This is a genomic window from Humidesulfovibrio idahonensis, assembly GCF_054657715.1.
Window position 1 is genome coordinate 807,777 of the sequence record NZ_BAAHYE010000003.1, and the last position, 15,310, is coordinate 823,086.

The 15,310-nt window shown below is 61.6% G+C and carries 12 protein-coding genes and 1 tRNA gene; 9 read left to right on the forward strand and 4 right to left on the reverse strand.

Going from position 1 to position 15,310, the window contains the following annotated elements; all coding sequences use genetic code 11:
- Window positions 1–422 precede the first annotated feature (422 nt).
- The 5 genes from ACYQ4W_RS09990 to ACYQ4W_RS10010 are packed head-to-tail and all read left to right on the forward strand — an operon-like array spanning window position 423 to window position 8,914.
- Window positions 423–2,885 (forward strand): type I restriction-modification system subunit M, encoded by a 2,463-nt coding sequence (locus ACYQ4W_RS09990; RefSeq protein WP_459855943.1) that lies wholly within the window; start codon window positions 423–425, stop codon window positions 2,883–2,885.
- Window positions 2,876–4,099 (forward strand): restriction endonuclease subunit S, encoded by a 1,224-nt coding sequence (locus tag ACYQ4W_RS09995; protein ID WP_459855945.1) that lies wholly within the window; start codon window positions 2,876–2,878, stop codon window positions 4,097–4,099. Before ACYQ4W_RS09990 ends, ACYQ4W_RS09995 begins: the two co-directional genes overlap by 10 nt.
- The gene (locus ACYQ4W_RS10000; protein WP_459855947.1) at window positions 4,099–5,076 is read left to right on the forward strand and encodes an endonuclease NucS domain-containing protein; all 978 of its coding nucleotides are present in this window, start codon (window positions 4,099–4,101) and stop codon (window positions 5,074–5,076) included. Before ACYQ4W_RS09995 ends, ACYQ4W_RS10000 begins: the two co-directional genes overlap by 1 nt.
- Window positions 5,077–5,079: 3 nt before the next feature.
- On the forward strand, window positions 5,080–8,196 hold the full coding sequence (locus tag ACYQ4W_RS10005; RefSeq protein ID WP_459855950.1) for a type I restriction endonuclease subunit R: 3,117 nt from the start codon (window positions 5,080–5,082) through the stop codon (window positions 8,194–8,196).
- Window positions 8,174–8,914, forward strand: coding sequence for a M48 family metallopeptidase (locus ACYQ4W_RS10010; protein ID WP_459855952.1), 741 nt, complete (start codon window positions 8,174–8,176; stop codon window positions 8,912–8,914). The genes ACYQ4W_RS10005 and ACYQ4W_RS10010 overlap by 23 nt, the downstream gene beginning before the upstream one ends.
- 261 nt (window positions 8,915–9,175) lie before the next feature.
- On the opposite strand, the gene ACYQ4W_RS10015 is transcribed toward ACYQ4W_RS10010, so the two are convergent.
- Window positions 9,176–9,252: transfer RNA gene (locus ACYQ4W_RS10015), tRNA-Met, on the reverse strand.
- A gap of 105 nt (window positions 9,253–9,357) precedes the next feature.
- Here ACYQ4W_RS10015 and ACYQ4W_RS10020 point away from each other — a divergent pair.
- The gene (locus tag ACYQ4W_RS10020; RefSeq protein WP_459855954.1) at window positions 9,358–10,083 is read left to right on the forward strand and encodes a glycosyltransferase family 2 protein; all 726 of its coding nucleotides are present in this window, start codon (window positions 9,358–9,360) and stop codon (window positions 10,081–10,083) included.
- Between the two features lie 100 nt (window positions 10,084–10,183).
- Here the strand turns inward: ACYQ4W_RS10020 and ACYQ4W_RS10025 are convergent, their stop codons facing one another.
- A complete protein-coding gene (locus ACYQ4W_RS10025; RefSeq protein WP_459855956.1) occupies window positions 10,184–10,552 on the reverse strand; it encodes a response regulator in 369 nt (122 codons plus the stop codon).
- Window positions 10,553–10,725: 173 nt separating this feature from the next.
- Between ACYQ4W_RS10025 and ACYQ4W_RS10030 the strand changes: the two genes are divergently transcribed.
- The 3 genes from ACYQ4W_RS10030 to ACYQ4W_RS10040 are packed head-to-tail and all read left to right on the forward strand — an operon-like array spanning window position 10,726 to window position 12,938.
- A complete protein-coding gene (locus ACYQ4W_RS10030; protein WP_459855958.1) occupies window positions 10,726–10,923 on the forward strand; it encodes a hypothetical protein in 198 nt (65 codons plus the stop codon).
- A 9-nt stretch (window positions 10,924–10,932) separates the two neighbouring features.
- A complete protein-coding gene (locus tag ACYQ4W_RS10035; RefSeq protein ID WP_459855961.1) occupies window positions 10,933–11,859 on the forward strand; it encodes a PP-loop family protein in 927 nt (308 codons plus the stop codon).
- A 2-nt stretch (window positions 11,860–11,861) separates the two neighbouring features.
- A complete protein-coding gene (locus ACYQ4W_RS10040) occupies window positions 11,862–12,938 on the forward strand; it encodes a glycosyltransferase (RefSeq protein ID WP_459855964.1) in 1,077 nt (358 codons plus the stop codon).
- Between the two features lie 75 nt (window positions 12,939–13,013).
- On the opposite strand, the gene ACYQ4W_RS10045 is transcribed toward ACYQ4W_RS10040, so the two are convergent.
- Complete coding sequence (locus tag ACYQ4W_RS10045; protein WP_459855966.1) at window positions 13,014–13,442, reverse strand: hypothetical protein; 429 nt, start codon at window positions 13,440–13,442, stop codon at window positions 13,014–13,016.
- 637 nt (window positions 13,443–14,079) lie between these two features.
- Window positions 14,080–15,282 (reverse strand): putative sensor domain DACNV-containing protein, encoded by a 1,203-nt coding sequence (locus tag ACYQ4W_RS10050; protein WP_459855968.1) that lies wholly within the window; start codon window positions 15,280–15,282, stop codon window positions 14,080–14,082.
- Between the last annotated feature and the right edge of the window lie 28 nt (window positions 15,283–15,310).

The following is a 15,310-nucleotide window of genomic DNA, read 5'->3' on the forward strand; positions in this document are numbered from 1 at the left end:
GCAGATGAGTCGCTACCCTCACTCACTGCAGGAACCGGGGTTGGTCTCTTTTCCCACTCTGGAGCGGAAAAGTGTAACCCTCTGGGGTGTAGCGCAACTCCCTATCGTGCCAGGCTTGTGGCATCAGAGACCTTTCCGCCATCATCCCTTGCTCGGAATTCTGGGCAAAATCAGCATCGAATTTCAAGTTCGTCTTCGCATACCTTCCAAGCATCGCCCGGCCCCACCAGCTTCCGCCCAAGCCAGACCGTTCGGCTCCCTCTTCCCCTATCGGCAATGGGCGCAAGCGGCAAGAAAGCACGGGTGATGAAAGCCGGAGAGCCTTGTCAAAAGCAGAGGACCGGTTGTATCCATCTTCCTCGTATCATTGATGACGTGCCTCACTTGCTGAGAGCGAACCTTAACATAGATTGCAGGGACTCATGGCTCTCAAAAAATCCGAACTCTATTCCTCCCTCTGGAAATCCTGCGATGAGTTGCGCGGCGGCATGGATGCCAGCCAGTACAAGGACTATGTACTGGTCCTGATGTTCGTCAAATACGTCTCCGACAAGTACGCTGGGGACCGCGACGCCCTCATCGACATCCCCACGGGTGGCGGCTTTGCCGACATGGTTGCGGCCAAAGGCGATGTGGAAATTGGCGACCGCCTCAACAAGATCATCGGCAAACTAGCCGACGCCAACGACAACCTCAAAGGCGCAATCAACGTCGCGGACTTCAACGACGAAGACAAGCTCGGCAAGGGCAAGGAGATGGTGGACCGTCTCACCAAACTCGTGGCCATTTTCGAGGGCCTGGACTTTGGCCGTAACCGGGCCGACGGCGACGACCTGCTGGGGGATGCTTACGAGTACCTCATGCGCCACTTCGCCACGGAGTCGGGCAAGAGCAAGGGCCAGTTCTACACCCCGGCAGAGGTCTCCCGCGTCATGTCCATGGTTATTGAACTGGGCCGGGCCACCAGCGGCGCACAGACCATTTATGACCCCACCTGCGGCTCCGGCTCCCTTCTGCTCAAGGCGCACGACGAAGCCAAAAACCGAACAGGCCGCGAACTGACGATTTACGGTCAGGAAATGGACAACGCCACGTCCGCCATGGCCCGCATGAACATGGTGCTGCACGGCTGCCCCACGGCGGAAATCTGGCAGGCCAACAGCCTGACCGCTCCGCACTGGGTGAACGGTGACGGCAGCCTCAAGGCCTTCGACTTCGTGCTGGCCAATCCGCCCTTCTCGAACAAGAACTGGACGAGCGGACTGAATGCGGCGCACGACCCTTACGACCGCTTCGAATATGGCACTCCGCCCGATAAGAACGGTGATTACGCCTTCCTGCTGCACATGCTCAAAAGCATGAAGAGCACCGGCAAGGCGGCGGTGATTCTGCCCCACGGCGTACTCTTCCGTGGCGGGGCCGAGGCCTCCATCCGCGCCAGCCTCGTCAAAAGGGGCTTCATCAAGGGCATCATCGGCCTGCCCGCAAACCTGTTCTTCGGCACAGGCATTCCGGCCTGCATCATCGTGCTGGACAAGCAGCACGCCGCTGCACGCAAGGGCGTCTTCATGATCGACGCCAGCAAGGGCTTTCTCAAGGACGGCAACAAGAACCGCCTGCGCGCCCAGGACATCCACAAGATCGTGGATACCTTCACCCGGCTGGCGGAGCTGCCCAAGTACTCGCGCATGGTGCCGATGTCCGAGATCGAGGGGCATGACTTCAACCTGAATTTGCCACGCTACATCGACAGCACCGAGCCGGAAGATCTGCAGGACATCGAGGCGCACCTCAAGGGCGGCATCCCCAATAGCGATATCGACGCCCTGGCTGCCTACTGGGCCGTGTTCCCCTCCGTGCGCAAGGCGCTCTTCAAGGACGCCGACCGTCCCGGCTACAGCCAGCTCATGGTCGATGCCAGCGCCATCAAGGCCACCATCTTCGCCCATGTCGAGTTCACGGCCTTCAACCAATTGGTCACCAGGCAGTATGAGGCATGGCAACGGCCTTCTAAGCCGTTGCTCGAAGGCATCAAGGCCGGCGACCGTCCCAAGATGCTCATCGCCGAACTCTCCGAGCGGCTGCTGGCCGACTTCCAGTCTGTTCCGCTCATCGACGCCTATGACGCGTACCAGCACCTCATGGACTACTGGGAAACCACCATGCAGGACGACGTGTACCTGCTGGTGGCCGAGGGCTGGGCAACCGCAAACACCGTGCGCCAGCTCATTCCCAGCAAGGACAAGAACAACAAGCCCACCTACAACGAGCCGCACGACTTCGTGTTCAACAAGCTGCGCTACAAGGCGGACATCATTCCGCCCGCGCTCATGATCGCCCGCTACTTCTCCGCCGAGCTGGCCGCCATTGAAGCGCTGGAGGCCCAGGCCGCCGCGCTGGAGCAGCAGCTGGACGAAATGCGGGAGGAGCACGGCGGCGAGGACGGCCTGCTGGCGGAAGTGGTGGAGGACGGCAAGATTCCCAAGGGCAGCGTGGCCGCGCGGCTCAAGGAGATCAAGCGCGACAAGGCGCTCGCTGACGAGCGCGCCCAGTTGGAAGCCTACCAGGAACTGCTGGAGCAGGAGGCCGCCGCCAGCAAGCAAGCCAAGGACGCCCGCAAGGCGCTGGACGAAAAGGTCTTTGCCAAATACCCGAAGCTCAGCGAGGCCGAGGTGAAGGCGCTGGTGGTGGATGACAAGTGGCTGGCGAGCATCGCCGCCGCTGTGCAGGGCGAGCTGGACCGCGTGAGCCAGACGCTTGCCGGGCGCGTCCGTCAGTTGGCCGAACGCTACGCCACCCCGCTGCCCCGGCTGGCCGAAGATGTTGCAGCCCTTTCCGCCCGCGTTGGCGAGCACCTCAAGAAGATGGGGTTCGCATGGAGCTGAAGCCGGGCTACAAGCGCACTGAGGTCGGGGTGATTCCGGAGGAGTGGGAGGTTCGCTGCCTTGGCGACGTCGGCGAAGCTGTGCGTGGTGGCTCTCCAAGGCCAGCGGGAGATCCGCGGTACTTCAACGGCAGTTACATTCCCTGGCTCACAGTTGCTGCCCTGACAAACCTCCCAGAAAGTCAGCTCGTTGTATCTGAGACGTTTGGTTTTCTGACAGAAGAAGGCGCCAAACGCAGCCGTGCTCTTGAAGATGGCACCTTAATTATTGCCAATAGCGGGGCGACACTTGGAGTTGCCAAGCTTCTCAGCATCAGATGCTGCGCAAACGACGGGATCGCTGCCCTCCTGAACATTCGGGCAGGGGATAAGGCTTTTCTTTGTTACTATATCAATACGCAGACACAGCACCTGAGAGATGTTGTGGCGACTGGTAACGGGCAACCAAACCTCAATACGTCATTGATTCGTGCGTTTCGAATCCCCTTCCCTCCCTCTTCCGAACAACGTGCCATCGCCGCCGCGCTCTCGGACGTGGACGCCCTGCTCGCCAAGCTCGACCAACTCCTCGCTAAGAAGCGCGACCTCAAGCAGGCCGCCATGCAGCAGCTCCTCACGGGGAAGAGGCGGCTGCCGGGGTTCAGCGGGGAGTGGGAAGCTCACAAATTCGGCGAAGTGGCAACACTGCGAAATGATCGGATTGACCCACGGAGATCAGGCGAGCAAGTCTTTTGTATTGAGCTTGAGCATATAGAACAGGGATCAGGCCGACTGTTGGGATGTGGAATCACAAGCGGGGAGTCATCTCTCAAATCCGTATTCTATGCCGGTGATGTGCTGTTTGGCAAACTACGCGCGTACCTACGAAAATATTGGCTAGCGAACCAAAGTGGCGTCTGCTCCACAGAAATATGGGTGCTGGTTTCCAACCAATGCATCGTATCCCCTGATTTTTTGTTTCAACTCGTCAAAGACGACATGTTCATCGAGGCAGCGAGCACTGCTTACGGAACACACATGCCTCGCTCCGACTGGAATGTTGTTAACAACTTCGAAATTGCATTACCTGAACTCAGTGAACAAACCGCCATCGCCGCCGTCCTGTCCGACATGGACGCCGAGATTGCGGCGTTGGAGGCGCGGCGCGACAAGACCCGCGCCCTGAAGCAGGGCATGATGCAGGAGCTTTTGACCGGGCGCATACGGCTGGTGTAATGAGCCGGAACATCCCGACCACCATCCCCCACGATGCAATGGAGAGCCACGTGAAGAACTACTACCGGGTCATGTTGGGCAAGCAGAGCGCGCACGCCGCCGAGAGCTTCACCGGCAACTACATCGGCGCGGACTTCGGCATAGCCGAGGACCTGACCGGGCAGCTGCCCGACGAATGGCGCGCCTTCAACAAGGCCTTCATCCCCAAATATCTGGCGCTGTACCCCGACAAGTCGAAGATCTCCGCCGGGCTGGCCTGCGGTGCGCTGTGGACTGTGGCCAAGGGCATCCACAAGGGCGACATCGTGCTCTGCCCGGACGGTACGGGCGTGTACCACGTGGGCGAGGTGATCGGCGACTATTTTTACGCGCCAGGCCAAGACCTGCCCCATCGCCGCCCGGTGCGCTGGCTGGACGGCACCATCGAGCGCGCCGCCATGAGCGAGAGCCTGCGCAACTCCACCGGGTCCATCGGCACCGTAAGCGGCGTCACCGGCCACGCTGACGAGATTGAGCGCTTTCTGGACGCCCAGGCCGCGCCCCGGCTCATCTCCACCGATGAGACCGTGGACGACCCGGCGGCCTTCGCCATGGAGAAGCACCTGGAGGACTTCCTGGTGCAGAACTGGGAGCAGACCGAGCTGGGCAAGTCCTTCGATATTTTCCAGGAGGACGGCGAGCGCAAAGGCCAGCAGTATCCCACGGACACCGGCCCCATCGACATCCTGGCCATCAGCAAGGATAAGAAGCAGTTGCTGGTGGTGGAGCTCAAAAAGGGCCGCGCCAGCGACGTGGTGGTGGGCCAAACCCTGCGCTACATGGGCTTTGTGGCCCAGGAGCTGGCCGAGCAGGGGCAGAAGACGCGGGGCGTCATCATTGCCCTGGACGACGACCAGCGCATCCGCCGCGCCCTGGCCGTGGCGCCAAACATCGACTTCTACCGGTATCAGGTGAGCTTCAAGCTCCTGAAGGGGTAGCCCATGAGCACCGTCGGCCAGATCGAAAAGAAGACCCAGGCCCGTGTGGTCGCCTTGTTCCAGCAGCGCCTGGGGTATGACTACCTCGGCAACTGGATCGACAGGCCCGGCAACGCCAACATCGAGTTGGGGCTGCTTACAGCTTGGCTTGAAAAACAGGGCATCGGCGGTACGCTCATCAACCGGGTGCTGCACGAGTTGACCAGGGTGGCGGGCGACACCAGCAAGCACCTGTACGACCGCAACAAAGCCGTCTACGAGCTGCTGCGTTACGGCGTGAAGGTGCAGCCCGGAGCGGGCGAGAATCACGTCACGGTCTGGCTCATCGACTGGAAACACCCGGAGCAGAACCACTTCGCCATCGCCGAGGAGGTGACGGTCACGGGCGCGGATGCCAAGGCCAGCACCAAACGCCCGGACATCGTGCTCTACGTCAACGGCATCGCCCTTGGCGTGCTGGAACTGAAGCGCTCCACCGTGTCCGTGAGCGAGGGCATCCGCCAGAACCTGGACAACCAGCAAAAGCACTTTATCCGGCCCTTCTTTTCCACCATGCAATGGATCATGGCGGGCAACGACTCCGAAGGCCTACGCTACGGCACCATCGAGACCCCGGAAAAGTATTACCTCAAATGGATCGAGGACACTGGCTCCCATGCCCACGAGGCGAACCTGCTGGACCGCCACCTCTTGCAGCTGTGCGAAAAGACGCGGTTCCTGGAGCTGATCCACGACTTCGTGGTGTTCGACGCCGGGACCAAGAAGGTCTGCCGCCAGAACCAATATTTTGGCGTAAAGGCCGCCCAAGACGCGCTGCGCGAGCGCGAGGGCGGCATCATCTGGCACACGCAGGGCAGCGGCAAGTCGCTCACCATGGTCTGGCTGGCCAAGTGGATCCGCGAGCACAAGGCCGATGCGCGGGTGCTCATCATCACCGACCGCACCGAATTGGATGAGCAGATTGAGAAGGTTTTCAACGGGGTCAACGAACAGATTTACCGCACCACCAGCGGCGCGGACCTTGTGGCGCAGTTGGGCAGCCTGCACGAGTCTTTGCTCTGCTCCCTCATCCATAAATTCGGGGGCAAGGACAACGGCGACAGGGAAAATGACGAGGGAACCAAGGAATTCATCAAGTCTCTTCAAGCCCTGCCGGAAGGCTTCAGCGCCAAGGGAGACATTCACGTATTCGTGGACGAGTGCCACCGCACCCAGTCCGGCGATTTGCATCAGGCCATGAAGACGTTGCTCCCGAACGCGATCTTCATCGGCTTCACCGGCACGCCGTTGCTCAAAGCGGACAAGCAAAAGAGCATCGAGGTTTTTGGCCGCTACATCCACACCTACAAATTTGACCAGGCGGTACGAGAAGGTGTGGTGCTGGACCTGCGCTACGAGGCCCGTGACATCGACCAATCGCTCACCAACACGGCCAAGATCGACCAGTGGTTCGACGCCAAGACCCAGGGTCTGAACGACCTTGCCAAGGCGCAGCTCAAGGCGAAATGGGGCACCATGCAGCGGCTGCTCTCATGCCAGGACAGGCTGGAGAAGATTGCTGCCGACATCCTGCTGGACATGAGCATCAAGCCCCGCCTGATGGATGGTCACGGCAACGCCATGCTGGTGGCTGGCAGCATCTACGAAGCGTGCAAGTTCTACGAGCTGTTCGCCAAGGGCGAGCTGAAGGGCAAATGCGCCATCGTTACCAGTTACGCGCCGTCGGTGGCTGACACCAAGGGCGAGGCCACAGGCGAAGGCGACACTGACAACCTGCTCAAGTATGCGGTGTACTCCCAGATGCTGGCCGACTGGTTCGATGAGCCAGTGGAGAAAGCCATCGGCAAGGTCGAGCGGTTCGAATTGGAGGTAAAGAAGAAGTTCATCGACGAGCCTGGACAGATGAAGCTCCTGATCGTGGTGGACAAACTCCTCACCGGCTTTGACGCGCCCTCGGCCACTTACCTCTACATCGACAAGCAGATGCGCGACCACGGCCTGTTCCAAGCCATCTGCCGCGTGAACCGGCTGGACGGCGAATCCAAGGAGTACGGTTATATCATCGACTACAAGGACCTATTCAAGAGCCTGGAAGGGGCGGTGCAGGACTACACCAGTGGAGCGCTGGACGGGTACGACAAGGACGATGTGAAGGGTTTGCTGGAGAATCGCCTGGAACATGCGCGGGAGGACCTGGAAGAGGCCCGCGAGGCGATCAAGGCCCTCTGCGAGCCAGTGGAAGCCCCCAAAAGCTTGGAGGCATACTTCCACTACTTCTGCGCCAAGGAGTCCGGGAACGCGGAGCAGCTCAAGGACAACGAACCGCTACGCCTGAAGCTCTACAAATTCGTGGCTGCACTCCTGCGAGCCTACGCGAGCATCGCCAACGAACTGGCTCAGGCGGGCTATAGCCCAGCGGAAATCCAAATCATCAAACATGAGGTGGACCACTTCAGCAAGGTTCGTGACGCCGTCCGCCTGCACAGTGCAGACTACATTGACCTCAAGGCTTTTGAACCAGCCATGCGCCACCTCATCGACACTTACATCCGCGCCGAGGAGAGCGAAAAGATCTCCGCCTTCGACGACATGAGCCTGATCCAACTCATTGTCGATCGCGGGCCGGATGCGGTGGAGCAGTTACCGAAGAGCATTAGGAGGAGCGAGGAGGCTGTCGCCGAGACCATCGAAAACAACGTCCGCAAGCTCATCATCAATGAGGCTCCGGTTGATCCAGCCTACTATGAAAAGATGTCTACGCTGCTGGACGCGCTGATTGAGCAGAGGCGGACGGGAGTGTTGAACTACAAAGAATACCTCGTCAAGATTGCTGCTCTGACAAAACAGGCGAATACGCCAGGGGGCGGCGTAGGCGGCTATCCACCGACTGTTAAGACAGCAGCACAACGTGCTCTCTACAACAACCTGGGGCGAGATGAAGCGCAATCCCTGGCGACACATGCGGCTATCATGGCAAAAATCCAAGACGACTGGTGGAACCACTCCGGCAAAACAAAGCGTGTTCGAAACGCCATCCGCTCCATACTTGAGGATGAAGAACTGACAGACCAAATCTTGGAACTTGCGAAGCACCAGAATGACTACCGCACAGTCTCCTAAGGCCAATTTCATCACTGTCAGCGGCATCAAGGTTGAAGTCATCCGCAAGGACATCAAAAACCTGCACCTGGGAGTTTACCCGCCCAACGGCAGGGTGCGGGTGGCAGTCCCTTTGGCGCTGACCGATGAGGCCGTGCGCCTGGCAGTGATTGAGAAGCTGGCCTGGGTAAAGAAGCACAAAACTCGGTTCGTGAACCAGCCCAGGCAGTCACAGCGTGAGATGGTCAATGGTGAAAGCCACTATTTTCTGGGCCAACGCTACCGCCTGCGTGTGCATGAACAAGCAGGCTCTCCTAAGGTAGCCCTACGCGGTGTCGCCATCATAGATCTCTTCGCTCGCCCAGGGACCTCCTCGGAGCAACGAGAGGCCATCCTACTCAGGTGGCACAGGGAACAGCTCAAGATCCTTCTGCCCCCCCTCCTGGAGAAGTGGCAGACCATCATCGGGGTGCAGGCGTCCTTCTGGGGCATCAAGAAAATGAGGACCAAGTGGGGGAGTTGCTCAATCAAGGCACGCCGCATCTGGCTCAACCTGGAACTGGCAAAGCGGCCCATCCAATGCCTGGAGTACGTTCTGGTCCATGAACTGGTTCACCTTCTGGAACGGCATCACAATACCCGCTTCACGGCCCTGCTGGACCAGTTCATGCCGCAGTGGCGTCAATTCCGGGATCAATTAAATGAAGTCCCATTAGGGCATGAAGATTGGAGCCATTAACAAGCATCCGGCTAAGGAAATGCAACCAAGCGGATTTGCAACCTTGTGCATAGCGCCATTTGTCCCGCCGTCATCCGGGCCACGCCACCACAGGGCCGGTTCTAGACAGTGCAAGACATCATGGCCAGGGCGTCCCCCCCTTCGCGCGATCATCAAAACTGACGACCTGGTTTCGCACCATTTTTTATGCTGGAGGTTGGGAGGGCGGTTGGGAAAGAAAAAAGGCTTACGAGAGAGTTTCTCGTAAGCCTTTGATCTTTTTGGTAGCGGGGGCAGGATTTGAACCTACGACCTTCGGGTTATGAGCCCGACGAGCTACCGTACTGCTCCACCCCGCGACACATTCGATGCGGCTTTCCGCGTCGAGAAGGGGTATGTAGTCCCCACCCCTCTCCCTGTCAACGCTTATTTACACCGGGCTGGAAATTTCCTATACCCCGGCCATGCCAAACACCCAGAGCGTCTCCATCGTCATCCCCGTCTACAATGAGGAAGAAAACCTGCCCCGCCTCTTTGACGAGATAGCCCGCGCCATGCGCCCGCTCTCCCGCACGTGGGAGGTGGTCTTTGTGGACGACGGCAGCACCGACAAAAGCCTGGCCGTGCTGAAGCACCTTGCCGAGGGCAACCAGGAGGTGCGCTACCTGGCCTTCACGCGCAACCGCGGCCAGTCCGCCGCCTTCTGCGCCGGGTTCGACCAGGCCGCCCACCCCATCGTGGTCACCATGGACGCCGACCTGCAGAACGACCCCGCCGACATCCCGGCCATGCTCGCCCTGTTCGACCAGGGCTACGGCATGGCCATAGGCTGGCGTAAAAAGCGGCAGGACACCTTCAGCAAGCGCTACGCCTCAAAAATCGCCAACGCCATTCGCAACCGCATCACGCGCGAATCCGTGCGCGACACGGGCTGCTCCCTCAAGGTGATGCGCCGCGACATGCTGCTGCGCATTCCGCGCTTCAAGGGCATGCACCGCTACCTGCCCACGCTCATGAAGCTGGAGGGCGCCACCGTGGCCGAAATGCCCGTGAACCACCGCGAGCGGCACATGGGCATGAGCAAGTATGGGAATTGGGAGCGGGCCGTTGCGGGCGTGCGCGATCTGTTCGGCGTGCGCTGGCTGCAGGACCGCCACTTCGGCTACGAAATCCGCGAGAAGAACCGCTAGGCTACAACCAGGAACGTTGCAACGCCCGCCTCAGCGCCGCCTGGATTGGTGGGCCGAGCCTCGTGGCAGGGCCCATGCCTCAAGACCTGCGGCCCTTCGGTCAGGCCTTGCGCGCCAAGGCCTGGCGCACCTTGTTCTTCAGCTCTCCCAGATCAACGGACTTGACCACGTAGTAGTCCGCCGCGATGCTCTTGAGGTCGTGTTGGAAGCTGTCGTACGCGGTGGAGAGGATCACCGGCACTTGCGTGTCGCGTCCGCGGATGAGCTGGAGCAGATCAAGGCCGGAGCGGTCCGGCCCGAGGCGGATGTCCAGTATGACGACCTCCGGCTTCTCGCGGTCGAGGAGTTCGAGAATAGGCTCGTCCCCGTCCGAGGTGGCCACTGCATAGCCCGCCTCCTCCAGTTCCTCCTGGTACAACATGCGGATGTGCTTTTCGTCATCCACAACAAGAATCTTCGACCTGTCCATACGCACGCTCCTCTGGGGGGAAGGGCTTTTCTTACACTGAACTGTATATCCCGATTTTCGGCCTGGTCAACACAATTGTTCCGTTTGGCCTCATTCTCCGCCGCATACCGGCTTGACAACCCGGCCCGGGGAAAGGCACCTCTTGCCCACCATCTTTGGAAGGAGACCCGCGCATGATCATCGTTTCCGTGGAGCCGGACAACAAGACCCTGACCTTTCAGCGCCACAACACCGTGCTCATGCTGCAAAAGGCCCTGGGCCTGCGCGTCAACGACGCCCTCATCATCCGGGGCGACCAGCTGCTGACGCCGGACAGCCGCCTGAACGACGGCGACGAGATCCTCGTCCGCAAGGTCATGAGCACGGGATAGGAACCAGACATGAAATGCCGCAAATGCAAGGCCTTGGCCGAAGTCGCCCTGCCGAGCCACAACACAGCCTTCTGCCGCGACTGTTTCGCCACCTACTTCACCGGCCAGGTGGAAAAGGCCATACGCCGCCACGGGCTCATCAACCCCGGCGAGCGCGTCCTGGTGGCCCTTTCCGGCGGCAAGGACTCCCTCAGCCTGATGCTTGAGCTCTCGCGCCTGGGCTACGACGTCACGGGCCTGCACGTGGACCTGGGCATCCCCAAGTCGTCCGTGGCCGCGCGCACCAAGGTGGAGGGCTTCTGCACGCTTCACGGCCTCAAGCTGCGCGTGGTGGAGCTGGAGAAGGAAGGCCTGCCCATTCCGGAAGTGAAGAAATACATCAACCGCCCCATCTGCTCGGCCTGCGGCAAGATCAAGCGCCACTGGTTCAACCGCGTGGCCCTGGAGGACGGCTTCCAGGTGCTGGCCACCGGTCATAATCTGGACGACGAGGTGGCGCGGCTCTTTGCCAACACGCTGCGCTGGGACGCGGGCTATCTTTCCGACCAGGGCCCCTGCCTCGACGCGGAAAGCGGCTTTGCGCGCAAGATCAAGCCGCTGTACCGCCTTTCGGAGTTCGAGACCGGGTGCTACGCCTTCTTGAACGGCATAGAGATCCACACCGCGCCCTGCCCCTACAGCGGCGGGGCCAGCTTCACCGGGCACAAGCGCCTGTGGGCCGACCTGGAGCACCAGAGCCCGGGCTCAAAAATCGCCTTCTACGACGGCTTTTTGAAGCGCGGCCGCCCGGCCTTCGCCACCGTGGAGCTGGAGACCGGCGCGCCTTTGGCCCCGTGCGAACAGTGCGGCTCGCCCACCAGCACGGGGCTGTGCGGCGTGTGCCGTCTGGCCATCGCCGTGGCCGAGCGCCGCGCCGCCGATCCCGACAGGCGGTAAGCGTGCCCGCCGCGCCCAGAGTCAGCGTCGCCCTGCCCTGCCGCAATGCGGGCGCAACGCTGCCCGCGGCGCTGGAGAGCCTGCTGGCCCAAACCCTCGCCGATTTCGAAGTCGTTGCCGTGGACGACGGCAGCGACGACCAGGACCCCGGCGGCACCTGGGACGTGCTGTGCGCCTTTGCCGCGCGTGATGCGCGTGTGCGCCCCGTGCGCCTGCCGCACCAGGGCGTGGCCCTGGCCGGAAACGCCGCCGTCGCCGCCTGCCGCGCCCCGTACATCGCCCGCATGGACGCCGACGACACCGCCCTGCCCGAACGCCTGGCTTTGCAGGCGGCCCTGCTCGACGCCGACCAAAGCCTGGACCTCGTGTCCGGCCTGGTGCGCTTCGGCGGCGACAGACGCGCCTGCGCGGGCTACGCGCACTATGTGGACTGGATCAACACCCTGGCCACGCCCGAGGACATCGCCCTGAACCGCTTTGTGGAAGCGCCCATCGCCAACCCCTCGGTGATGTTCCGGCGCACGGCCTTTGACCGCTATGGCGGGGCACGGCCGAACACCGGCGCAGCCGCCGGGGCCGCGCCCTTTCCCGAGGACTATGAGATGTGGCTGCGCTGGCTGGGCCAGGGCGCGCGCATGGCCAAGGTGGCGCGGGAGGTGCTGGTGTGGAACGACCCGCCCACGCGGCTCTCGCGCACGGCCGAGGCGTACAGCCCGGCGGCCTTTGCGCGGACCAAGGCCGGCTACCTGTGGGACTGGCTCGCGGCGAACAATCCGCGCCACCCGGAGGTGTGGGTCTGGGGGGCCGGGCGGGTGAGCCGCCAGCATTTGGCTCCCCTGGAGTCCTTGGGCCTCGTCATCGCGGCCTACATCGACATCGACCCGAAGAAGATCGGCCAGACGGTGCACGGCGCGCCCGTGCTGGACCGCGAGGCCGTGCCGCTGTTCAGGCCCGACGCGCCGGACTGCGCCCCCTTCATCCTCGTCAACGTGGGTTCGCGCGGGGCCAGGGCCGAGATCATGCCCTGGCTGGCGGCGCGGAACTATCTGCCCGGCGCGGGCTGCCTGGCCGTGGGGTAAGGCGCCGTGGGCTGAGAGGCCAACAATTTTGCAAAGAATAGGCGACCCAAGCCGCCAGCCCCGGACTTGAACCCGCTAGCCCTTGCGCACGATGTCCTTGATGGTGCCGTTGTCCATCAGGGCCTGCAGTTCGGCCGGGCCGATGAGAATGGCCGAGTCGCCGAAGGCTTCGTCCGCGCCGGCCTTGCCCGTGTTCACCTCGGTGACGATGCGCTGGGCCTTGTCGCTGCGCAGGTTGCCAATCTTGGCCACCACCTGGCCCTCGTTCAGCACGGTTTCCACACGCAGCGCGCCGTAGCGCAGGGTCTCGCCCTTGTCGATCACCACAAACTCGGACATGTCCGCGATGTAGATGTCGTGCGCCTGCGGGTGGGCCACAAGGTCCTGCAGGGTGTGCTTGTGCTCGTAGTGCGCCTTTGCGCCAACGGCGGCGAGCAGGGCGACCAGGACCAACCCGGTGAAGTACGGCGCTTTTTTTCGCGGCGGCAGCAGGCTCTTGCGCACTTCGGCGCGGATATCCGCGGAGATCGCCGAACCTGTGATGGAGCCGTTGCACTTGGTGCAGATGAGGCCGATTTCCTTTTCCCAAAGAATCGTCGGAATCCAAAACAGATGAAAATACTTGGCAAGAATATAGCTCAGATGTTCTAAGTGTCCGCAATTCTTGCAACTCGTGGAATAGGTCGCATCGTTTCGAAACAGTTTTCCCTTTGTTCCCCAAACCAGCATCCGTCCGCCCTCCAGCTCTATTTGTGTCAGCAAGATAGATAATATCTATCGAAAGCAGTTATATAATCAATATATGTAATACTGAAGGGCACAAATATTCCTACGTAGAGCTGCTGTCAAATACAAAGCATCAAATCCGACTATAGCAGTCTTGATTTGTTGGAGATTAATCCAGCAATTTTGGTGTGGTACCAGATGAAACCATGCGCAGAAATTCGAACGCTGGGGATTGAGACCAACGACGACCCGCTTCCGGGGCTGGTCATCCGAATACTGCTGGCATCGTCTGCGCGCAGGCACACCCACCCACCGGAACGCCCCTCGCGAGCGTTGGGTAGGTACGCGGACCGCACAAAAAAACGCCCGGCCTCCACGCGGAAACCGGGCGTCTTCAGTCTCAACGTCCAACTAGCTAGAACGTCCGGTACTCCCAGATGAAGTGCTCCATGTTCTGCACCACGGCGACAGTCTGGGTGAGCTCGGACCAGGAGATCATGGACAGCCGCCCGTCCTGAGAAATGACGAAGGCGTCGGTCTCGCGGTTGGCCTGGACAAAGCGCGCCGCCGACTGGTGCCGCATGCCCCCAAGCGCGGCCAGGGGCACATCCTCGCGCACGCGGCCGGTCACGGCGTTCAGCGTGGTCACTGTGAACTCCTCCGGTCCGAAGAGCAGCTTGGCCCCGAAACCGTGCAGCATCAAATCCATGTCCATGACCACCGCGCCGTCGATGAGCCCCAGGTCGCCCACGCGGCGGAACAAGGACTCGCTCAGGGTGCGCAGGTAGTTCACCGCGTCGTACTGCTCGCGCAGGTCTGTAAGCGAGGCGCAATTGGCGCGTCCGGCCACCAGGTCGTCGTAGCCGCGCAGGGCCTCGTTCATGCCGGACTCGAAGTCGCGCACGCTGTGCTGCAGCAGTCTGCCGCTCTCTTCGTCGAAGCAGAACCGAAAGCTGACGCCCGCGCGCCAGGACTGGTCTTCTGGCGACACAAGGACCAGCGTGCCCCCGTGGCCGTGGCGGATCATGGTGGTGACCACGCGGATGAAACGGGCGGGCGCGTTGCCGTGCTCCTCCAAATAGCGCTCTTTGCCCAGGGTGCGCGCCACCAGCTGCGAAAGGGATATTTCGTCCGCGGCCACCGGGATGGACATGACGCCCTGGTTCAAAAGCGCCAGCACCCGGCGCGCGCGCGAGGCCAGCAAAATGCCGTTGCCAGCGATGCGCAGGCGCAAGAGTCCTTCGGGTTCGGCGTCGAGCATGCCCCAGACGTGCAGTCCTTCCGGCCCGCCGTGCACGGCCAGCGGCGTGCGGGGCGAGGCGGTCAAAAGCGCCACCAGGTCGCGCACGGTGACGGGGACGGGATGGGTGAAGGCGCGGGCGAGCTGCACGGACTCGGGCGAGCAGATGGAGATGGTGCCGCGCACCTCGCGGCCCTCCTCCACCTCCAGGCTGGCCCAGAAGCAGGCCGTGCACAGCTGCGAAAGCTGTTCGGCGTCGGCAAGAAGCGCGGCGGCGCGGTCGGCCTTTTCCGCCCCCTCGGCGTTGGCCACCTCCACGTTGGCCTGCAGGGCGACGATGAAGGGCGAGTCGCTTTTGAAGATGCAGGTGTCCATCATAAGGCCTCCTGCGAAAGAGTGTTGCCCC